Origin of the sequence: Thermomonas sp. (assembly GCF_041919455.1) — a bacterium.
Taxonomy (GTDB): Bacteria; Pseudomonadota; Gammaproteobacteria; order Xanthomonadales; family Xanthomonadaceae; genus Thermomonas.
This window is the reverse complement of sequence record NZ_JAYRTQ010000004.1, coordinates 1-19632: the sequence shown is the minus strand read 5'-3', so window position 1 is coordinate 19632 and position 19632 is coordinate 1. Positions and strand designations below refer to the sequence as shown.

Annotated in this window: 18 protein-coding genes; 10 read left to right on the top strand and 8 right to left on the bottom strand. The window is 68.6% G+C overall.

The window, feature by feature from the left end; all coding sequences use genetic code 11:
- Positions 1 to 54: 54 nt before the first annotated feature.
- The 3 genes from ACE3T8_RS03305 to ACE3T8_RS03295 are packed head-to-tail and all read left to right on the top strand — an operon-like array spanning position 55 to position 1686.
- Positions 55 to 447: a rhodanese-like domain-containing protein gene (locus ACE3T8_RS03305; protein ID WP_374606782.1), complete on the top strand. Its 393-nt coding sequence runs from the start codon at positions 55 to 57 to the stop codon at positions 445 to 447.
- Positions 448 to 451: 4 nt separating this feature from the next.
- Positions 452 to 802, top strand: coding sequence for an ArsR/SmtB family transcription factor (locus tag ACE3T8_RS03300; protein ID WP_374606780.1), 351 nt, complete (start codon positions 452 to 454; stop codon positions 800 to 802).
- Positions 803 to 804: 2 nt separating this feature from the next.
- Positions 805 to 1686 carry an MBL fold metallo-hydrolase gene (locus ACE3T8_RS03295; RefSeq protein WP_374607048.1) on the top strand — a complete coding sequence of 294 codons (882 nt, stop codon included), beginning with the start codon at positions 805 to 807 and terminating at the stop codon, positions 1684 to 1686.
- Between the two features lie 9 nt (positions 1687 to 1695).
- On the opposite strand, the gene recG is transcribed toward ACE3T8_RS03295, so the two are convergent.
- The 6 genes from recG to ACE3T8_RS03265 form a co-directional block, all read right to left on the bottom strand.
- Positions 1696 to 3795, bottom strand: coding sequence for an ATP-dependent DNA helicase RecG (recG, locus tag ACE3T8_RS03290; protein ID WP_374606779.1), 2100 nt, complete (start codon positions 3793 to 3795; stop codon positions 1696 to 1698).
- 7 nt (positions 3796 to 3802) lie between these two features.
- Positions 3803 to 4195 (bottom strand): RidA family protein, encoded by a 393-nt coding sequence (locus ACE3T8_RS03285; protein WP_374606777.1) that lies wholly within the window; start codon positions 4193 to 4195, stop codon positions 3803 to 3805.
- Between the two features lie 40 nt (positions 4196 to 4235).
- Complete coding sequence (locus ACE3T8_RS03280) at positions 4236 to 6407, bottom strand: bifunctional (p)ppGpp synthetase/guanosine-3',5'-bis(diphosphate) 3'-pyrophosphohydrolase (RefSeq protein WP_374606776.1); 2172 nt, start codon at positions 6405 to 6407, stop codon at positions 4236 to 4238.
- A gap of 100 nt (positions 6408 to 6507) precedes the next feature.
- Positions 6508 to 6807, bottom strand: coding sequence for a DNA-directed RNA polymerase subunit omega (rpoZ, locus tag ACE3T8_RS03275; protein WP_374606774.1), 300 nt, complete (start codon positions 6805 to 6807; stop codon positions 6508 to 6510).
- Between the two features lie 152 nt (positions 6808 to 6959).
- Entirely contained in the window at positions 6960 to 7589 is a 630-nt protein-coding gene (gene gmk / locus ACE3T8_RS03270; protein ID WP_374606772.1) for a guanylate kinase, read from the bottom strand.
- 150 nt (positions 7590 to 7739) lie between these two features.
- Complete coding sequence (locus ACE3T8_RS03265; protein WP_374606771.1) at positions 7740 to 8588, bottom strand: YicC/YloC family endoribonuclease; 849 nt, start codon at positions 8586 to 8588, stop codon at positions 7740 to 7742.
- Between the two features lie 95 nt (positions 8589 to 8683).
- Here ACE3T8_RS03265 and rph point away from each other — a divergent pair, with 95 nt between their 5' ends.
- From rph to pepQ, 6 genes are all read left to right on the top strand, one after another.
- Positions 8684 to 9412: a ribonuclease PH gene (gene rph, locus ACE3T8_RS03260; RefSeq protein ID WP_374606769.1), complete on the top strand. Its 729-nt coding sequence runs from the start codon at positions 8684 to 8686 to the stop codon at positions 9410 to 9412.
- Positions 9409 to 10011: an RdgB/HAM1 family non-canonical purine NTP pyrophosphatase gene (gene rdgB / locus ACE3T8_RS03255; RefSeq protein ID WP_374606767.1), complete on the top strand. Its 603-nt coding sequence runs from the start codon at positions 9409 to 9411 to the stop codon at positions 10009 to 10011. The genes rph and rdgB overlap by 4 nt, the downstream gene beginning before the upstream one ends.
- 8 nt (positions 10012 to 10019) lie before the next feature.
- Entirely contained in the window at positions 10020 to 11273 is a 1254-nt protein-coding gene (gene hemW, locus ACE3T8_RS03250; RefSeq protein ID WP_374606766.1) for a radical SAM family heme chaperone HemW, read from the top strand.
- A gap of 82 nt (positions 11274 to 11355) precedes the next feature.
- Entirely contained in the window at positions 11356 to 13710 is a 2355-nt protein-coding gene (locus ACE3T8_RS03245) for a DUF1631 family protein (RefSeq protein WP_374606765.1), read from the top strand.
- On the top strand, positions 13700 to 14047 hold the full coding sequence (locus tag ACE3T8_RS03240) for a PilZ domain-containing protein (RefSeq protein ID WP_374606763.1): 348 nt from the start codon (positions 13700 to 13702) through the stop codon (positions 14045 to 14047). The genes ACE3T8_RS03245 and ACE3T8_RS03240 overlap by 11 nt, the downstream gene beginning before the upstream one ends.
- 76 nt (positions 14048 to 14123) lie before the next feature.
- The gene (pepQ, locus tag ACE3T8_RS03235) at positions 14124 to 15446 is read left to right on the top strand and encodes a Xaa-Pro dipeptidase (RefSeq protein ID WP_374606762.1); all 1323 of its coding nucleotides are present in this window, start codon (positions 14124 to 14126) and stop codon (positions 15444 to 15446) included.
- A 135-nt stretch (positions 15447 to 15581) separates the two neighbouring features.
- On the opposite strand, the gene ACE3T8_RS03230 is transcribed toward pepQ, so the two are convergent.
- Together ACE3T8_RS03230 and ACE3T8_RS03225 are read right to left on the bottom strand one after the other, a co-directional pair.
- Positions 15582 to 16904, bottom strand: coding sequence for an aminopeptidase P N-terminal domain-containing protein (locus tag ACE3T8_RS03230; protein WP_374606761.1), 1323 nt, complete (start codon positions 16902 to 16904; stop codon positions 15582 to 15584).
- A gap of 16 nt (positions 16905 to 16920) precedes the next feature.
- Complete coding sequence (locus tag ACE3T8_RS03225; RefSeq protein ID WP_374606760.1) at positions 16921 to 17463, bottom strand: UPF0149 family protein; 543 nt, start codon at positions 17461 to 17463, stop codon at positions 16921 to 16923.
- 93 nt (positions 17464 to 17556) lie between these two features.
- On the opposite strand from ACE3T8_RS03225, the gene ACE3T8_RS03220 reads away from it, so the two are divergent.
- Positions 17557 to 19632 (top strand): putative bifunctional diguanylate cyclase/phosphodiesterase (locus ACE3T8_RS03220; RefSeq protein ID WP_374606758.1); only part of this gene is annotated, 2076 nt, incomplete at its 3' end.

Here is a 19632-nt window from a genome sequence, read left to right as displayed (position 1 = left end):
ATTACTTATATTAGTGTCAACTGATATTTCAACAGACAATCAAGGGAACCCGCCATGGCCGCATCCATCACCGCCTCCGACCTCGTCGCCGAGGCACGCGCGAAGATCCGTGAAGTCGCTCCAGGTGCATTCCACGCGGCGGTGGCCGATGCGGTCGTCATCGACGTGCGCGAACCATCCGAATTCGAGACCGGCCATATCCCCGGCGCGATCAACATCCCGCGCGGCGTGCTGGAATTCCAGGTCGGTGCGCATCCGGCCGTAGCCAACGTCAGCGACCCCGCGCTGTCGCACAAGGAGCGACCCATCGTGGTGGTCTGCCGAACCGGCGGACGCGCGGCGTTGTCGGCGGTGAACCTGCAGCGGCTCGGCTTCGCCGACGTGCGTTCGATCGCCGGCGGCGTGCTGGCCTGGGGCGAAGCCGGCCTGCCGCTGGTGCTACGGTAAGCGCATGGCCCAGGCACGCCGCAAACCCGCCCCACCCGTGATGGATCCCGAGGCCATGCGCGAGCATGCCGCCGATGCCGCGCGCCTGTTGCGCGCACTGGCCAACGAGAAGCGGCTGATGCTGCTGTGCGCATTGGTGGAAGGCGAGCAGTCCGTCGGCGAGCTCAACGCCCGGGTCGACCTGAGCCAGTCGGCGCTGTCGCAGCACCTTGCGGTCTTGCGCGAGGATGGCCTGGTGGGAACACGACGCGAAGCGCAGACGATCTACTACTCGCTGGCCGATGGCCCGGCGCACCGGATCATCGAAACCCTGCACGGCATCTATTGCGGCGGAGCGCCGCTCTGCGCGCCATGAACATGCCCGGCAAGCCCGTCGTCACCCCGTTCTTCCACCGCGCCAGCAACACCTGGAGCTACGTGGTCCGCGACCCTGCATCGACCGCAGCGGCGATCATCGACGCCGTGCTCGACTTCGATGCGCCGTCCGGACGCACCTCGACCACCTCAGCGCAGGCGGTCGTCGACCATGTCGCCGCCGAAGGCCTGGACGTGCGCTGGCTGCTGGAAACGCATGCGCACGCCGACCACCTCAGCGCCGCGCACTGGCTGAAGGAGACGCACTATCCAACCGCCACGCTCGCCATCGGCGAAGGCATCCGCGCGGTGCAGAAGGCGTTCCGCCCGATCTTCAACCTCGGCGAACATTTCCCGGTCGATGGCTCGCAGTTCGACCACCTGTTCACCGACGACGAGACCTTCGCGATCGGCGGATTGCAGGCACGCGTGATCGCGGTGCCCGGCCACACCAGCGACAGCAATGCCTACCTGATCGGTGATGCCCTGTTCACCGGCGACTCGCTGTTCATGCCGGACGGCGGCACCGCGCGTTGCGATTTCCCGGGTGGCGACGCCGCCACCTTGTACCGCTCGATCCAGCGCCTGTTCGCGCTGCCTGCAGGCACTCGCGTGTTCGTCTGCCACGACTACGGCCCGGGCGGCCGCGAGGTCGCCTGCGAGACCAGCATCGACGCGCAGAAGCGCGGCAACATCCACGTCCGCGATGGCGTCTCCGAAGCCGACTTCGTGGCGGTGCGCACCGCACGCGACGCCACCCTGGCGATGCCGGCGCTGCTGCTGCCGTCGGTGCAGGTGAACATCCGCGCCGGCGCGTTGCCGGAGCCGGAAGGCAACGGGGTGCGTTACCTCAAGCTGCCGATCGACCAGTTCGGCAAGCCCTAGTCGCAGCGATCAGGCGGCAGCGAAACGCGCCGCGCCGCCGACCCAGCGGTCGATGATGCGATTCGCCGCATCGGGCGCGTCCTGCAGCAGGCGATCCGCGAGCGCGTGCACTTTCGGCAGCAAATCCGCATCCCGCGCGAGTTCGGCGATGCGGAACGCTGCCAGGCCGGTCTGCCGGGTGCCGAGCAGTTCGCCGGGGCCGCGCAGTTGCAGGTCTTTCTCGGCAATGGCGAAACCATCGTTGGTCTGCCGCAAGGTGTCCAGCCGCTGGCGCGCCATCGCAGACAAGGGCGACTGGTAGAGCAGCACGCAACTCGACGCCGCGCTGCCGCGCCCCACCCGACCGCGCAACTGGTGCAATTGCGCCAGCCCAAGTCGCTCGGCGTTCTCGATCACCATCAGCGACGCATTCGGCACATCCACGCCGACTTCGATCACCGTGGTCGCCACCAGCAGGTCGATGCCGCCGTCCTTGAACGCACGCATGGTCGATTGCTTTTCCGCGGTCTTCAACCGGCCATGGACCAGGCCGATGCGCGCATCCGGCAACGCCGCCTGCAAGGCCTCGAAGGTGGATTGCGCGGCCTGCGCCTCGATTTCGTCCGAGTCGTCGATCAGGGTGCAGACCCAGTAGGCCTGGCGTCCTTCGGCGCAGGCCTGGCGGATGCGTTCGACCAGTTCCGCGCGGCGTTCCGCCGACAGCGCGATGGTGGTGATCGGCGTGCGTCCCGGCGGCAATTCGTCGATGGCGGACACGTCCAGGTCGGCATACGCGCTCATCGCCAGCGTGCGCGGGATCGGGGTGGCGGTCATCACCAACTGGTGCGGGACGTTGCCTTTGCCCTTGTCTCGCAAGGCGAGCCGCTGGTGCACGCCGAAGCGGTGCTGTTCATCAACGATGGCCAGCGCGAGGTCATGGAACTCGACGCCCTCCTGCATCAGCGCGTGCGTGCCGACGACGACCTGCGCGACACCGGATGCGACCTCGTCCAATGCCTTCGCACGCGCCTTGCCGGTGACCTTGCCGGCCAGCCAGCTCACCCGGATGTCGAGCGGCTCCAGCCAGCCACGCAGGTTGGCCAGGTGTTGCTCGGCCAGCAGTTCGGTCGGTGCCATCAGCGCGGCCTGGCGACCATCCGCCACCGCCAGCAGGGCCGCCATCGCCGCGACCACGGTCTTGCCGCTGCCGACGTCGCCCTGCACCAGCCGCAGCATCGGCCGCGGCTGCGACAGGTCCTCGCGCAATTGCGCGTACACCCGCGCCTGCGCGGCGGTCAGCGCGAACGGCAATGCATCGCGCAGGCGCGCGACGTGGCGTTCGTCGCCGGCCAGCGCACGCGTGCCTTCCGCCTGCAGTGCGAGCCGCTGCCGACGCAAGCTCAATTGATGCGCGAGCAATTCCTCCAGCGCCAGTCGCCGTTGCGCCGGATGCAGGCCGGTCTGCAAGGCGGTGACATCGGCCTCGCGTGGTGGCGCGTGCAGGGTCAACAGCGCCTCGCGCAAGGTGGGCAAGCGCATCTCGCGCAGCCAGTCGCGCGGCAGCAATTCCAGCGCGTCCTCGTCCGGTAGATGTTGCAGGGCGAGGCCGATCAGCTTGCGCAGGTTGGCCGGGCCGATGCCTTCGACCTCCGGATAGACCGGATCCAGCGCCTCGCCCAGGCCATGCTCGCCGGCATCAAGGACGCGATAGCTGGGATGCACGATCTCCAGCCCGAGCTGGCCCGCGCGCGGCATGCCGTAGGCGCGGATGCGCGCGCCCGGCGCGAACTGGGACACCTGCTGCGCGCGGAAATGGAAGAACCGCAGCACCAGGGTGCCGCGCGACTCGTCTGCCAGCGCGACGCGCAGCATCGGCCGGAAACGGAAGCCGCGTTCGACCGCCGTCACCTTGCCCTCCACCTGCGCGGCAACCCCCGGACGCAGGTCGCGGATCGCGGTCAGCGCGGTGCGATCCTCGTAGCCGCGCGGCAGGTGCAGCCACAGGTCCTGCAGGTTGGCCAAACCACGCGCGGCAAGTTTTTCCGCGACCGCCGGGCCCACGCCCGGCAGCACCGACAGCGGCGTCGCGCTGGCCGCCAGGGCGGGCGCGGGTCGCGACAGGCGTGGCACGCCGGGCTCAGTCCGCCTGCGGCAGAACCATCAGCGCATCGACCTCGAACGCCGCGCCCTTGGGCAGCCCCGGGACTTCGATGGTCGAGCGCGCGGGATAAGGCTGCGCGAAGTATTCGCCCATCACCGCATTCACCGCCGCGAACTGCGACAGGTCGGTCAGGTACAGGCCGACGCGGGCGATGTCGTCCATCGTGCCGCCGGCGGCTTCGCACACGGCCTTGAGGTTGTCGAAGGCGCGGCGCGTCTGCGCGGCGATATCGCCGCCGACGAGTTCGCCGGTGGCCGGGTCCAGCGGAATCTGGCCGCTGAAGAACACCAGGTTGCCGGCGCGGGTCGCTTGCGAATACGGGCCGATCGCGGCCGGCGCGCGGTCGCTGTGGATGGCGGTGCGGGACATGCGGGATGGCTCCGTCGGGGAAGCCGACAGTGTAACGACGCTACAGCCGCCCGACCCCGTGGACCACGCCGAGCCGGCGGATGCGGCGCATGACTTCGGCCAGGTGCTTGCGGTCGGCGACCTCGATCGAGAAGCGGATCGCCGCCGTATGCGTGTCGCGCTCCAGGTACTCGACGCGGTCGATGTTGGATTCGGCATGGGCGATCGCGGCGGCGACCTGGGCCAGCACGCCGGGACGGTTCTCGACCTCGATCCGCAACGCCGCATCGAAATCGCCGGAGACCGCGCGGTCCCAGCCGATCGCCACCCAGCGCTCCGGCGACTTGCGGAACTCGGCCACGTTCGGGCATTCCAGCCGGTGCACCACAATGCCCTTGCCGGCGCTGTGGTAGCCCATGATCTCGTCGCCGGGGATCGGCATGCAGCACTGCGCGAAACTGATCACGCCGCGCTCGGCGCCGGTGATCAGGATGCGCTCACCGGGTACCGCGTCGGGTTGCAGCAGGTTCGGCGATTGCTCCTGCGCCAGCGCCAGCGCGACCTGCGTGGGCATGCGGTTGCCGAGGGCGATGTCGGCCAGCAGCGCCTCCAGGCGCGGGAAGCGATTCTCCGCCAGGTAGCCGTCCAGCCGCGCCAGCGGCAGCCGGTCCAGCGAGGTGCCGCGATCGCCCAGCGCGCGGTCCAGCATGTGGTGGCCGACGCGCACGGCGTCCTCGTGTTCCAGGTGCTTCAGCTGCTGGCGGATCGCGGTGCGCGCCTTGCCGGTGACCACGTATTCCAGCCACTGCGCCGCCGGCGCGGCCGACTTGGCGGTGATGATCTCCACGGTCTGGCCGCTGGCCAGCTGCGCGCGCAGCGGCGCCAGCTTGCGGTCCACGCGCGCGGCGACCGCATGGTTGCCGACGTCGGTATGCACCGCGTAGGCGAAATCGAGCGCGGTGGAATTGCGCGGCAGCGCCATGATCTCGCCCTTCGGCGTGAACAGGTAGACCTCGTCCGGGAACAGGTCGACCTTGACGTTTTCCAGGAACTCCAGCGACGAGCCGGTGCCGCGCTGGCTTTCCACCAAGCCGGCGATCCACGCCGAGGCGCGGCTCTGCGCGCTGTTGCCGGCATCGCCGCCACCGTGCTTGTAGGCCCAGTGCGCGGCCACGCCACGCTCCGCGACCAGGTCCATCTCGCGGGTGCGGATCTGTACTTCGATCGGCGAACCGTAGGGCCCGAACAGCACCGTGTGCAGCGACTGGTAGCCGTTGGCCTTGGGGATCGCGATGAAATCGCGGAAGCGCGCGTCGAGCGGCTTATAGACTGAGTGGACGACGCCGAGCGCGTGATAGCAGTCCGGAACGCTGTCGACGATGACCCGATAGCCGAACACGTCCATCACCTGGTCGAAGCTGCGGTTCTCCGCATGCATCTTGGTGTAGATGCTCCACGGGGTCTTGATCCTCCCGACCAGCCGGTGCGGCAGCTTCTCCAGCGCCAGTTTCTGCGCCAGCCGCGCCTCGATCTGCGCCAGCGCCTCGCGCCGCACCACCGGCTGGCTGCGGATGCGCTTCTCGATCACCGCATGCCGCCACGGATGCAGCGCGCGGAAGCCGAGGTCCTGCAGTTCGGACTTGATCAGGTTCATGCCCAGCCGCTGGGCGATGGGCGCGAAGATCTCCAGCGTTTCCACCGCGATGCGCCGGCGCGCTTCAGCGGATTGCGCGCCCAGCGTGCGCATGTTGTGCAGGCGGTCGGCGAGCTTGATCAGGATGACCCGCAGGTCGCGCGACATCGCCAGCAGCATCTTGCGGAAGCTCTCGGCCGCCGCTTCCTGGCGGTCGGCGAAGCGCAGCTTGTCGAGCTTGGTGACGCCATCGACCAGTTCGGCCACGGTCTCGCCGAACTGCGCGGCCAGGTCCTGGCGCGAGAGCGGCGTGTCCTCGATGGTGTCGTGCAGGATCGCGGCGACCAGGGTCTCAACGTCCAGGCCCTGCTCGGCCAGCACCTGCGCCACCGCGACCGGATGGGTGATGTACGGCTCGCCGGACTTGCGGGTCTGCCCGGCATGCGCCGCCGCGCCCACCGCCCACGCCCGCCGCAACTGCAACCGCTGCGCCTCGGGCAGGTAGTTCGCGGCGCGTTCCAGCGATTGCACGTAGTCGGGCACCGCATCCTGGCCGGGTGCGGGCAACGGCATGGCAAGCGCAGGATCGCCGGGACTCATGCGGCGAGCCTAACCGGGCCGTATGGGAGCCGTAAACCCCTGTCCCGGAAACGAAAAACGGCCCCGCGGGGCCGTCTTCATGCCGCATGAAACGCGACGATCAGTCGTCGCCCTTCATGTCGTCGTCGCCGGCCACCACTTCGGCGGCGGCCCACTCCAGCGCCTCGCGCTCCTTGCGCTCGCGCTCGGCCTTCTCGACCGCATCGATGTAGTCGGTGTCGATTTCGCGCGCGGCGATCTCGCGCAGGGCAAGCACGGTCGGCTTGTCGTTGGCTTCGCTGTTGTCCAGCTTCGGCTCCACGCCGCCGGCCAGCTGGCGCGCGCGCTTGGCGGCCATCATCACGAGCTCGAAGCGGTTGTCGACCACTTCCAAACAATCTTCGACGGTAATACGGGCCATGTGTGTCCTGCGACCGCGGGGCCGCTGAAGTGATCGAAAGGGGCCGGAATTCTAGCCGCAGGCCGCCCGCAAGGCAAGTCGCCGCCTTGAAAATCAACCACATAGATCGAATCCTGCGCGCCCGGGCAGCAGCAAGCGCCGGATCGCGCGGGTCAAATGGCGGATTCGTCGTCGACCAGCAGCGAAGTGATCAGGCGGGCATGGCGCGCCACCTGGGCGTCCTTGCGCAGCCGGCTGGCGGTGAAGATGCTGCACATCTCGCTCACCGCGGTCTCGAAATCCTCGTTGACGATGACGTAGTCGAATTCGCCGTAGTGGCTCATTTCCTCGCGCGCCGCGGCCAGGCGTTGCTGGATGACCGCCTCCGAATCCTGCCCGCGCTTGCGCATGCGTTCTTCCAGCGCGGCCCGCGACGGCGGCAGGATGAACACGCTGACCGCGTCGGGAATCTTCGATCGCACTTGCCGCGCCCCCTGCCAGTCGATCTCCAGCAACACGTCGCGGCCAGCCGACAATTGCGGGTCCACCGACTGCCGCGCAGTGCCCTTCCAGTCGCCATGCACCAGCGCGTGCTCGAAGAAGTCGCCCTCGGCCACCATCGCCTTGAACTCGTCGGCGCCGATGAAATGGTAGTGCTCGGCATGCCGCTCGCCGGGCCGCGGCTGCCGCGAGGTGAACGAGATCGACAGGCTGATGTTCGCATCGCGCGCCAGCACCGCGTTGACGATGCTGGATTTCCCGGCACCCGAGGGCGCGGCGACGATGTAGAGGGTTCCGCGCATGGTCATCCTTGGTCGAAGATCGGGCATCCTGCCGCGACTTCGACGTGCGGCCGGAAATGCGTGGATTCCCTGCCGCAACGGCAGCATGCCTTCGGCATGTCGCCGCCGGCACATCCTTGTGCCGGTGCAGAGGCCCCACGTGCGCATGCACTATTCAATGTTCTGGATCTGCTCGCGGATCTGGTCGATCAGCACCTTCAGCTCGACCGCGGCATTGCTGGTGCGCGCGTCGACCGACTTGCTGCCCAGGGTATTGGCCTCGCGGTTGAACTCCTGCAGGAGGAAATCCAGGCGGCGACCGACCGGTTCCTTCTGCTTGAGCACGCGCCGCAATTCGGAGAGGTGGCTGTCGAGGCGATCGAGCTCCTCGTCGACATCAAGCTTCTGCAGCCACAGCACCAGTTCCTGCTCGACGCGGCCCGGGTCGGCGGGCTGCGAGAGATCGGCCAGCCGGGTCTCCAGCTTGCTGCGCTGGCCAGCGCGGATCAGCGGCACCAGCGTGCGAACTTCGGCGGCGATCGCCGCGATCGCGATGGCGCGCTCGCCGATGACCTCGGCCAGCTTGCCGCCTTCGCGCTCGCGGGAAGCGACGAAATCGTCCAGTACCGCATCGAGCAGCACCATCGCCTCGCGCTGCAGGGCCTCGGCATCGACGCCGCGCGATTGCAGCACGCCGGGGAACTGCAGCAGCTCGGTGAACTGCACGCGCAGTTGCGGGAAACCCGCATCCAGTTGCCGTGCCAGGTCGCCCAGCCGCGCGACCAGTGCCTCGTCCACCTGCAATCCATCGCTGCCGGTCGCGGAACGCAGCCGCAGCACCAGGTCCAGCTTGCCGCGCGACACGCGGGTGGCGATGCGTTCCCGCAGTTGCGGTTCCAGCACGCGCAGCTCATCCGGCAGGCGCACGCCGAGTTCGAGGAAACGATGGTTGACCGCGCGCATCTCGCAGCCGAGCACGCCCCATTCGGTGCTGCGCTCGCCGGCGGCGTAGGCGGTCATGCTGCGGATGGGCATCGTGCGGGCGGCCGGGAGAGCGGAATGCGGATGGTAATCTAGCGCCCCGCCGGCTGCCGGCGTTCGTTGCCGGAATCCCGATGTCGTTCGCCCGCCCCAGCGGCCGCACCGCCGACCAGTTGCGCACCGTGTCGATCACCCGCGGCTTCACCCGCCATGCCGAGGGCTCGGTGCTGGTGGCGTTCGGCGACACCCGCGTGCTGTGCACGGCCAGCGTCGAGAACAAGGCGCCCGGCTTCCTGCGCGGCAAGGGCGAGGGCTGGGTCACCGCCGAGTACGGCATGCTCCCGCGCGCCACCCACACCCGCAACGACCGCGAGGCCTCGCGCGGCAAGCAGGGCGGCCGCACCCTGGAAATCCAGCGCCTGATCGGCCGCTCGCTGCGCGCCTGCGTGGATCGCGCCGCGCTTGGCGAACGCACCATCACCCTGGACTGCGACGTGCTGCAGGCCGATGGCGGCACCCGCACCGCCGCGATCACCGGCGCCTACGTCGCCCTGGTCGATGCGGTGCGCTGGCTGCAGAAGCGCAGGGACATCGGCAAGGATCCGATCATCGGCGCGGTCGCGGCGGTGTCGGTGGGCATCTATCGCGGCACCCCGGTGCTCGACCTCGACTACGCCGAGGACAGCGACTGCGATACCGACATGAACGTGGTGATGAACGACGGCGGCGGCTTCATCGAGCTGCAGGGCACCGCGGAAGGCCACGCCTTCCGACGCGACGAACTGGATGCATTGCTGGCGCTGGCCGGCAACGGCTGCAACGAACTGTTCGCCGCGCAACAGGCGGCGCTGGCGCTGGCGTGAAGCTGGTCCTGGCGAGCAGCAACGCCGGCAAGCTGGTCGAATTGCGCGAATTGCTGGGCGACGCATTCGAGCTGCACGTGCAATCCGGATTCGGCGTGGACGATGCCGAGGAAACCGGGCTGAGCTTCATCGAGAACGCGATCCTCAAGGCGCGCCATGCCGCGCGCGCCACCGGCTTGCCTGCATTGGGCGACGATTCCGGCCTGTGCGTCGATGCGCTGGATGGCGCACCCGGGCTGTATTCGGCGCGTTACTCGGGTGGCCACGGCAACAGCGAAGCGAACATCGACAAGCTACTGGGCAACCTGCTTGGCGTAGCGGACGATGCACGCACGGCACGCTTCGTCTGCGTGCTCGCCTTGGTGCGGCATGCGGAGGACCCGATGCCGCTGGTCGCCGAAGGCATCTGGGAGGGTCGTATCCTGCACGCGCGCACCGGCAGCAACGGATTCGGCTACGACCCGGTGTTCTTCTCGCCGGCGCATGGTGTCGGCGCGGCCGAATTGCCGGCCGCCACCAAGAACCGCGACAGCCACCGCGGGATCGCGCTGGCGAAGCTGCGCACGCTGCTTTCCAATGTTTCCACCGATCGTCGTTGAAGCCATCCATGGCGCAACAAAATCGCCCTGACGACTCCCTGCCCGGCCATCCTTGGCCGGGCGTTCAGCAGTGCGCGGACCAGTGGTCCGCAAGCGCGCTGCTTCACCCCCCCCTCTCGCTCTACGTGCACCTGCCCTGGTGCGTGCGCAAATGCCCGTACTGCGATTTCAATTCGCACGAATTCCGCGGCGAGGGCGGGCGCGGCGCGTTGCCGTTCGATGCGTATGTCGATGCCTTGATCGCCGACCTCGACTTCGACCTGCCGCTGGCCTGGGGCCGCACCATCCAGACCGTGTTCTTCGGCGGCGGCACGCCCAGCCTGTTCCCGCCGGAGGCGATCGACCGCTTCCTGCAACTGGCCAGTGCACGCCTGCGCTTCGCACCGAATGCGGAGATCACCCTGGAGACCAATCCGGGCACGGTCGAGCATGGCCCGTTCGCCGGCTATCGCGCAGCCGGAGTGAATCGCCTGAGCTTCGGCGTGCAGAGCTTCGACGACGGCTGCCTGCGGCGCCTCGGGCGGATCCATTCCAGCGGCGACGCCGAACGCGCGATCAAGGCCGCGCAGGATGCCGGCATCGACAACCTCAACATCGACCTGATGTATGCGCTGCCGGAACAATCGCTGGCGATGGCGCTCGCGGACGTCGAACGGGCGCTCGCCCTGCAGCCCGCGCACATGAGCCATTACCAGCTCACCCTGGAACCCAACACCGTGTTCGCCGCCCGCCCGCCCGCCGGCATCCCGGACGAGGATGGTGCCTGGGACATGCAGGACGCCTGCCAGGCCTTGCTGGCCGCAGGCGGGTTCGCCCAGTACGAGGTCAGCGCCTATGCGCGCGAAGGGCGGCAGTGCGCGCACAACCTCAACTACTGGCGCTTCGGCGACTACCTGGGCATCGGCGCCGGCGCGCACGGCAAGCTGACGCTGGGTGCAGCGCAACAGGTGATGCGGCGCTGGAAGCACAAGCACCCATCGCAGTACCTGGTCGCGGCAGGCAGTGAAGCGGCGATCGGCGGCGACGAGATCCTGGATGCCGGACGCCTGCCCTTCGATTTCATGTTGAATGCGTTGCGCCTGAACGACGGCGTGCCGATGGCGATGTTCGAGGCACGCACCGGCTTGCCACGCTCGACGATCGCGCCGCAACTGGAAGAGGCCCAGGCGCACGGCTGGCTGGAGGACGATCCGGACTGGCTGCGTCCGACCGAACTGGGCCGCCGTTTCACCAATGACGTCATTGGCCTCTTCCTGGCATGAATTCCGTGACGTCGATTCCAGTTGAGGGCCGACTTCGCAACGCATACCATCGGGCGCTTGCCGGCGCGTGAAGGGGACGCCGATGGCCGCAGCACCCGTTGCACACGAATCCGCATCCGCCAGAACGCTCGCCGAGGCCACCCTGCCGCGGCGCGTGCGCCAGGTGCTGGAGCGCGTCCTGCAGGAGTTCCGCGGTGACATGGACCGGCAGTTGCAGACGGTCCTGCTGGAAACGGAAGTATCGCTGTCGCGCGCGGGCAGTCCGGTCAACGATCCCAAGGTCGAAGCCGCAAAGTTCCTCTCGCTCAACAACCTGCGCACCGGCCAGCAACGCTTCAGCGGGCGCTTCCTGGCTGACATCGAGGCCGGCCTGGCCGGCCTGCTGGCACCGCGCCGCAATCATCGGCTGGAGGAACAGCAAGCCTCGGTGTTGGGCCTGACCCTGCTCGACGACGATGCGATGAGCGACCAGGCGATCCTCAACAACATTGCCAGCCGCATCGAATCCCGCAACAGCCTGGCCCTGCAACTCATGGGCCAGCGTTTCGGCGTGCTCGCCGGCGCGCCCGCCTTCGACGGCGAGCACCTGCCGATCGGCCCGTACGCGCTGTGCCACGCGCTGCACGATGCCAGCGGCGAGCTCGAATTCCCGCCGCACGCCAAGTTCGAGCTGTACCGGCAGTTCGAGAAGGTGCTGATGGCGCTGTACTCGACCTTGCTCGAAGCCCTGAACAACAAGCTGGCCAGCGACGGCATCCTGCCGCACCTGAGCTTCGTGCCGGTGCGTGCGCGACCGGCGTCGGCGGGGTCTGGGTCGCCGCGCACCACCGCGGCGATGCCCGCATTGGGCGCGGGCGACGGCGGGCCGACGCCCGCTTCCAGGGGTGCGGCCGGCATCGACCTGCCGACGCTCTCGATGGAAGGCAAGGGCCGGGCCAACTTCATGCCTGCGGGAATGCAGCCCGTCCCGCAGGCACCTCACGCGCCACAGGAGCCGGGCAGTGCTGCACCGCCCAAGCCCACTGGCCTGGGCGCCGGTTTCGCCGCGCTGCAGAACCTGCTCAAGCGCCGTCGCGTGCTTTTGGCCAAGCTGCGCCCGGGCGGCCAGGACGAGCGCGTGCGCGAGCCATTGCAGCGCGATGAAGTGCTGGGCGCGCTGCAGCGGATGCGCGCCAACGCGACCAAGGCCGACACCATCGGCGACTTCCGGCAGATCCTGCTGGCCCAGGCGCGGCAGATGCACGGGCATGGCGTGGCCCTGTCCGACCCGGACAGCGACACCTTCGAGTTGCTCGCGTTGTTCCTCACCCAACTGAAGCGGGAAATGCGCAAGGGCAGCGACGGCGAGGCGCTGGTCGAACGCCTGCGCCTGCCGCTGTTGCAACTCGCCCTGCGCGACCATCGCTTCTTCGTGGATGCCAGCCACCCCGGGCGCATGCTGCTGGATGCGGTGTCGCGCGGTGGCGCGCGCTGGCTGGGCGAAGACGATGCCGACCTGCAATGGCTGGGCCTGCTGCAACGTGCAGTGGCGACCGTGCAGCAGGACGCGGAAGGCGCCTTCGACACCTTCGTCGAAGCCAACCAGACCCTGCAATCCGGGCTGCAGGCGCTGGCCCGCAAGACCGAGATGTCCGAACGCCGGCAAGTGGAAGCCGCGCGCGGCCGCGAGAAACTCGAGGTCGCCCGCCAGCGCGCCGGCACCGAAATCGCCCGGCTGCTCGCAGGGCGCAGCCTGCCCCGCTTCCACGCCATCCTGATGGACCAGGCCTGGTCCGACGTGCTGTCGCTGACCCACCTGCGCAACGGTGAACACTCCGCGGCCTGGCGGGAACTGCTCGACACCACCGCCACGATCATCGACGCCAGCACCAGCAGTGGCCAGCCGCATGCGGACCCGGCCTTCGTGGCGCGCGTGCAAGGTGCGCTGGAGCAGGTCGGCTACCACGCCGACGACGCCACCGCGATCGCCCGCCAGCTCGCCAATGGCCGCGCCGAGGACGCCGACCTGGCCTCGCGCACCGAATTGCTGGTGCAGTTGCGCGCGCGCGCGCGCCTGGGCGAAGGCAATGCAGCCGCACCCGGCACCGACCTGCCGACGCGCAACCCCCTTGAAGAAGCCGCCTTCCAGCAGCTGCGCGCCCTGCAGGAACCGGCCTGGGTGGAATTCGACGAGGACGCCGACGACACCACCGTCCGCCGCCGGCTGGCCTGGACCAGCCAGCACACCCTGCAGACCCTGGTGGTCAACCGCCGCGGCCTGCGTACCCTGAGCGAGGACCTCGACGTGCTGGCGCGCAAGCTGGCGGCCGGCAGGATGCGCGTGCTCGATGCCGACATCGCGCCGGCCGAGACCGCGTGGGAGGCGACCATGGCCAGCCTGCAACGGATCGGCGAAAACGAGGGCCAGCAGGCCCGGGAGGACGGCCATGGGGATTGAATCGCGCCGCCAGGCACGCCGCACCGTGCCGGGGATGATGGAGGTCTACGACACCATCACCGAGGAACCCGTGGGTTACCTGGGCAATGTCTCGGTGGGCGGCATGCTGCTGATCGCCAACCGCGCCCTGGTCGATGACGCGCTGTACCAGTTCCGCTTCGCCCTGCCCGACGACATGGGCGAGACCCAGCCGCTGGAAGTCGGCGCGCACGTGCTGTGGGTGGACGATGCCAGTGCGCCGGGGCAGTCCTGGGCCGGGCTGCGCTTCCTCGGCCTGTCGCCGGAGGCGACCCGCCGCCTGCGCTGGTGGACCGAGCAGGAATCGAACGCGCTCTGACCGGCCGGGACGTCACGCACTGTGCGCGCCGGCGGGATCGGTCAAAATGCCCGATCCGCCCCGCGAGACGCCCGCCATGTCCCCGACCACGCTCGCCGCCCTGTACCCGCAGCACCTGGCCGAACTGCAGGCGCGTACCGCGGAAGCGCTGCAGCGCGGCGGCTTCGACCATCTGGTCGTGCCCAGCGGCACCCTGCACTACCAGTTCTTCGACGACCGCGACTATCCCTACGCGGTCAATCCGCAGTTCAAGGCCTGGCTGCCGCTGACCCGCGCACCCGGCAGCTGGCTGGTGATCACCCCCGGGCAGCGTCCGAAGCTGTTGTTCCTGCAACCGCACGACTATTGGCACGTGGTTCCGGCCGCGCCCAGCGGTTACTGGGTCGAGCATTTCGACATCGTCACCATTCGCACGCCGGAAGAAGCCGCGCGCCACCTGCCGAAGGACGCTGCGCGCTGCGCGATCCTCGGTGAGCCGCAAAGTGCGGTCGGCGACTACGTCCCGACCAACCCGGTGCCGGTGGTCGATTACCTCGAATACCACCGCGCCTACAAGACACCGTACGAGATCGCGATGATGCGCGCGGCCAGCCGCATCGGCGCACGCGCGCATCGCGCCGCCGAACGCGCGTTCCGTGCCGGCGCCAGCGAGTTCGGCATCCACCTGGCCTACTGCCAGGCCGCCGGCCAGGATGCCAACGACCTGCCCTACGGCAACATCGTCTGCCTCAACGAACACGCCGCGGTGCTGCACTACACCGACCGCGACCGCCTGCCGCCCACGGCGGCGCGCAGCTTCCTGATCGATGCCGGCGCCAGCTTCCACGGCTACGCCTGCGACATCACCCGCACCTACTCCGCCGATGCCGGCGACGAGTTCCAGGCGATGGTGGATGCGGTCGATGCCGCGCAATTGAAGATGTGCGACGCGGTGCGCGCGGGCTTCGATTACAAGCAGTTGCACATCGACGCACACCTGGCGCTGGCCGGGATCCTCAAGGACTTCGGCGTGATCAAGGTGGGTGCGGAGGAGGCATTGGCCAGCGGCGTGTCCAGCGCATTCTTCCCGCACGGCATCGGCCACGGCATCGGCCTGCAGGTACACGACGTGGCCGGCTTCGCCGCCAGCGATGCCGGCGGCACGATCGCCAAACCCGAAGGCCATCCCTACCTGCGCCTGACCCGCGTGCTGGAACCGGGCATGGCGGTCACGATCGAACCGGGCGTCTACTTCATCGACATGCTGCTGGACGAATTGAAGCAGAAGGGCCTGGCCGATGCGGTGGACTGGAATCGCGTGGATGTATTCAAGCCCTACGGCGGCATCCGCATCGAGGACGACGTGGTCTGCACCGATGGCGCGCCGATCAACCTGACGCGCGAGGCGTTTGCGAGCTGATTTTTTCCTTCTCCCTCCGGGAGAAGGTGCCCGAAGGGCGGATGAGGGTTCGGATTGGGACGCAGATGAATCAATCGCGCGGTGGCCGAACCCTCACCCCAACCCCTCTCCCAGGGGGAGAGGGGCTTGAGCCAATCAACCCGCCATCAACCCTTCTACTTCATCCGCGCTGCGCTCCAACGCCGCGGTCAGCACGCGGTGGCCATCGGCGGTGACCAGCACGTCGTCCTCGATGCGGATGCCGATGCCGCGCCATTTCGCCGGCACGGACGCGTCATCGGACGGGATGTACAGGCCGGGTTCGAGGGTGAAGACCATGCCGGGTTCCAGCAGCCGCGATTCGCCGTCGATGCGGTATTCGCCCACGTCGTGCACGTCCAGGCCGAGCCAGTGGCCGGTCTTGTGCCGGTAGAAGCGCTTGTAGTCGCCACGCTCGATCGCGGTCTCCAGCCGGCCCTTCAGCAGGCCCAGCGAGAGCAGGCCTTCGGTGAGCGTGGCCACCGCGGCGTCATGCCCCGCTTCGTACGCCACGCCCGGTCGCGACTGTGCCAGCGCCGCCGCTTGTGCGGTGCAGACCAGGTCGTGCAACGCGCGTTGTTCCTTGCTGAAGCGCCCGTTGACCGGGAACGTGCGGGTGATGTCGGCGGCGTAGCCGCGGTATTCCGCACCGGCGTCGATCAGCACCAGCTCGCCGTCGCGCGACTTCGCGCTGTTGTCGCGGTAGTGCAGCACGCAGGCATTGGCGCCGGCGCCGACGATGCTGGCATAGGCCGGTTGTGCATCGTGCATGCGGAACACCCGCTCCAGTTCCGCCTGCAGTTCGTATTCGTGGATGCCGGCACGGGCCGCGCGCATCGCCGCGCGATGGGCTTCCACGCTGATGTCGGCGGCACGCTGCATCAGCTTGATTTCGTCGGCCGACTTGAACAGCCGCATCTCGTCCAGCAGATGGCCGAGTTCGAGGAATTCCTGCGGTGGCTGCGCGCCGTGTCGTGCCTGCGCACGCACGCGGTTGAGCCAGCCGATCAGCTTCAGGTCGAAATCGGCGTCGCGGCCCAGGTGGTAGTGCACGCGCCGGTGGCCTTCCAGCAAGCCGGGCAGGATGTCGTCGATATCGGAGATCGGATACGCATCGTCCATGCCTAGCAATTCGACCGCGCCGTCCGGCCCCAGCCGCGGACCATCCCAACCCTCGCGCTCGGGATCGCGTTCGCGGCAGAACAGGATCGCCTCGCCATGCTTGCGCCCGGGCACCAGCACCAGCACCGCATCGGGCTCGTTGCATCCGGTCAGGTACCAGAAGTCCGAGTCCTGCCGGTAGGGATAGTGGGTGTCGCGGCTGCGGATGCGTTCCGGTGCAGCGGGCAGGATCAGGATGGCGCCGTCGCCGGCGGCCTGCATCAGTTGCTTGCGGCGACGCGCCAGCGCCTTGCGGTTGTGGGTGGTGGGCGCGGTCATGGTGACGCCCGCCGCCTCAGTGCAGGCGTTGCCGGCTGCGCGGGCCGAGCGCACAGTCCGCGTGCAGCAACAGCACCGCCATGCGCAGGTATTCCTCGATCTCGGTCAGCGATTCCTCGTCCTGCTCCGGATCCACTTCCTCGATGCGCGCGGCCGCCAGGTTCGCGAGATCGCCCAGCGCTTCCTGGCCGTCCTCGGACAGGGCCTTGTCGCCGACCGCCAGGCCGAAACCGCCCAGGAACGCGCGGCACCAGGCGAACAATCCGCCGGCACGCACCTGCACGTCGTCATCGTCCGGCAGCAGCAGTTCGAAACCGAAATCCGCATCGCCCAACTGCTTCGCGGACGTGGTGCGCAACTGGTCCAGCGCATCGCCGGGGGCGGGCGTGGGCAGGCCGGGATCGGCCATCACCGTGGCGATCCAGCCGGGCTGGTCCGCGCCACCCGCGGCCAGCCAGCCGCACAATGCCCCATGCAGTTCGGCAGGGGTGCTGGCCAGTTCCAGCCGGTCGGCGGCGGTGGCCACGTCGGCCCAGGCCGGCAGCTCGGTTTCGCTCACGTGGATGCGCCTTGGGTCGGGGCAGGACAGTTTAGCAATCCATGCCCCCCGCCCGGCTTGTTGCGGGCGCCGACCCGCGCCTACACTGGCCGGATGGGGATCCGCGCCACTACGCCATCACGCCTGGCCGGCGCCACCGCGCCCCTGCCGGCGTCCTCGTCGTTCCTGGACATGCCATCCAGCCACGTGCTCGCGCTGCTGGTGGCACTGCTCGTCCTGGCGATGGCCGGCATGGCGATCGCCGGGCATCGCCGCCGCGAACGTGAGCACCGCGACCACCTGCGCGCCATGCGCGAACGCGAGCAGCGCCTGCGCCTGTCGCTGTGGGCGTCCAACGAGATCTACTGGCAGTACGACCTGGAGAAGCGCGAGCTGGAGCGCACCCGGGTCGAGCCCGACCGCAGCGACGACCTCGCCGTGCAGGTGGACCTGGACAAGGATCACCAGATCCACCCGGAGGACCTGCCGCTGGTGCTGGACCGCTTGCGCGAGTACGTCACCGGCGGCACCCAGATGTTCCTGTCCGAGCACCGGATCCTGGACGAAGGCGGGCAATGGCAATGGATGCGTGCACGCGGCCGCGCGGTCGCCCGCGATGACGTCGGCCACGTCACCCGCATCGCCGGCACCGCCCGCAACGTCACCTCGATCCGCGAAAAGGAGCGCGAGCGCCGCATCGCCAACGAGGTCATGCACAACATGGCCGAATCGGTGGCGGTGGTCGATGCCGAGTTCCGCTTCGTCGCGGTCAACCCCGCCTTCACCCGGATGAGCGGCTACGAAGCGGTCGACGTGATCGGCAAGGATGGTTCGATCATCAACAGCGACCAGCAGGATGCGGCCTTCTACGAGAAATCGCGCGAGGCGATGCAGCAGCAGGGCTGCTGGACCGGGGAGATGTGGCAGAAGTGCAAGGACGGCCGCGATTTCCTCTGCGCGGTGCAGTTCAACGCGATCGTCGAACCGGGCAGCCGCAAGCGCCTGTACGTGGTGGTGGCCAGCGACATCACCGACCGCCGCCGGATCGAGCAGGAACTGCGCTACCTGGCCAACTACGACACCCTGACCAACCTGCCCAACCGCACCTTGCTGGCCGAGCGGCTGTCCCGCGCCATCGTCCGCGCGCGCCGCCAGGGCAGCCGCATGGCCCTGCTGTTCCTCGACCTGGACCGCTTCAAGGACATCAACGATTCGCTGGGCCACGCCACCGGCGATCGCATCCTGCGCGCCACCGCGCAACGCCTGCAGGAGGTCGTCGGCGATGGCCACACCGTGGCCCGCATCGGTGGCGACGAATTCACCGTGCTGCTGGAAGACCTCGTCGGCGGCGAAGAGGCCGAACGCTGCGCGCAGCGCATCATCGATGCCTTCGACGCGCCGCTGCGCCTCGACGACCGCCACGAGATCGCGATTTCGCCGTCGATCGGCATCAGCCTGTTCCCCGACCACGCACAGGTGCCCACCGACCTGCTCAAGCACGCCGACACCGCGATGTACCAGGCCAAGGCCGCCGGCCGGCGCACCTTCCTGCGCTACGCCGATGCGATGGACGGCGACATCCGCAGGCGCGCCATGTTGATCGCCGCGCTGCGCAAGGTGGTCGAACGCGGGGAACTGCGCCTGGTCTACCAACCGCAGCTGGTGCTGGCCGATGGCCGGATCGGTGCGGTCGAAGCGCTGCTGCGCTGGAACAGCCCGGAGCACGGCGACATTCCGCCGAGCGTGTTCATCCCGCTGGCCGAGGAAAGCGGGCTGATCGTGTCGATCGGCGAATGGGTGCTGCGCGAGGCGTGCAACACGCTGGCCGAGTGGCGTCGCGACGGCATCGACAACGTGCTGATGTCGGTCAATGTCTCGGCCGTGCAACTACTGCGCAGCGACCTGGCGCAGACCGTGCAGCAGGTGCTGCGCGACACCGGCGTGCCGGCCAACCAACTGGAACTGGAACTCACCGAAAGCGTGCTGATGGCGAACGCGGAACACGCGACCGAACGCCTGCAGACCTTCCGCCGGCTGGGCGTGTCGATCGCGGCGGATGATTTCGGCACCGGCTATTCCTCGCTCGCCTACCTGCGCCGCCTGCCGATCACCACGCTGAAGATCGACAAGGCGTTCATCGACGACCTCGGCCGTCCCGGCGACAACGAGGACGCGGCGATCACCACCACG

What these genes read in the sequence shown, in the direction of transcription:
- ACE3T8_RS03305 (WP_374606782.1), top strand. Translation starts at nt 55, where the DNA reads ATGGCCGCATCCATCACCGCCTCCGACCTCGTCGCCGAGGCACGCGCG.
- ACE3T8_RS03300 (WP_374606780.1), top strand. Translation starts at nt 452, where the DNA reads ATGGCCCAGGCACGCCGCAAACCCGCCCCACCCGTGATGGATCCCGAG.
- ACE3T8_RS03295 (WP_374607048.1), top strand. Translation starts at nt 805, where the DNA reads ATGCCCGGCAAGCCCGTCGTCACCCCGTTCTTCCACCGCGCCAGCAAC.
- ACE3T8_RS03285 (WP_374606777.1), bottom strand. Translation starts at nt 4,195, where the DNA reads ATGTCCCGCACCGCCATCCACAGCGACCGCGCGCCGGCCGCGATCGGC.
- ACE3T8_RS03280 (WP_374606776.1), bottom strand. Translation starts at nt 6,407, where the DNA reads ATGAGTCCCGGCGATCCTGCGCTTGCCATGCCGTTGCCCGCACCCGGC.
- rpoZ (WP_374606774.1), bottom strand. Translation starts at nt 6,807, where the DNA reads ATGGCCCGTATTACCGTCGAAGATTGTTTGGAAGTGGTCGACAACCGC.
- gmk (WP_374606772.1), bottom strand. Translation starts at nt 7,589, where the DNA reads ATGCGCGGAACCCTCTACATCGTCGCCGCGCCCTCGGGTGCCGGGAAA.
- ACE3T8_RS03265 (WP_374606771.1), bottom strand. Translation starts at nt 8,588, where the DNA reads ATGACCGCCTACGCCGCCGGCGAGCGCAGCACCGAATGGGGCGTGCTC.
- rph (WP_374606769.1), top strand. Translation starts at nt 8,684, where the DNA reads ATGTCGTTCGCCCGCCCCAGCGGCCGCACCGCCGACCAGTTGCGCACC.
- hemW (WP_374606766.1), top strand. Translation starts at nt 10,020, where the DNA reads ATGGCGCAACAAAATCGCCCTGACGACTCCCTGCCCGGCCATCCTTGG.
- ACE3T8_RS03245 (WP_374606765.1), top strand. Translation starts at nt 11,356, where the DNA reads ATGGCCGCAGCACCCGTTGCACACGAATCCGCATCCGCCAGAACGCTC.
- ACE3T8_RS03240 (WP_374606763.1), top strand. Translation starts at nt 13,700, where the DNA reads ATGGGGATTGAATCGCGCCGCCAGGCACGCCGCACCGTGCCGGGGATG.
- pepQ (WP_374606762.1), top strand. Translation starts at nt 14,124, where the DNA reads ATGTCCCCGACCACGCTCGCCGCCCTGTACCCGCAGCACCTGGCCGAA.
- ACE3T8_RS03230 (WP_374606761.1), bottom strand. Translation starts at nt 16,904, where the DNA reads ATGACCGCGCCCACCACCCACAACCGCAAGGCGCTGGCGCGTCGCCGC.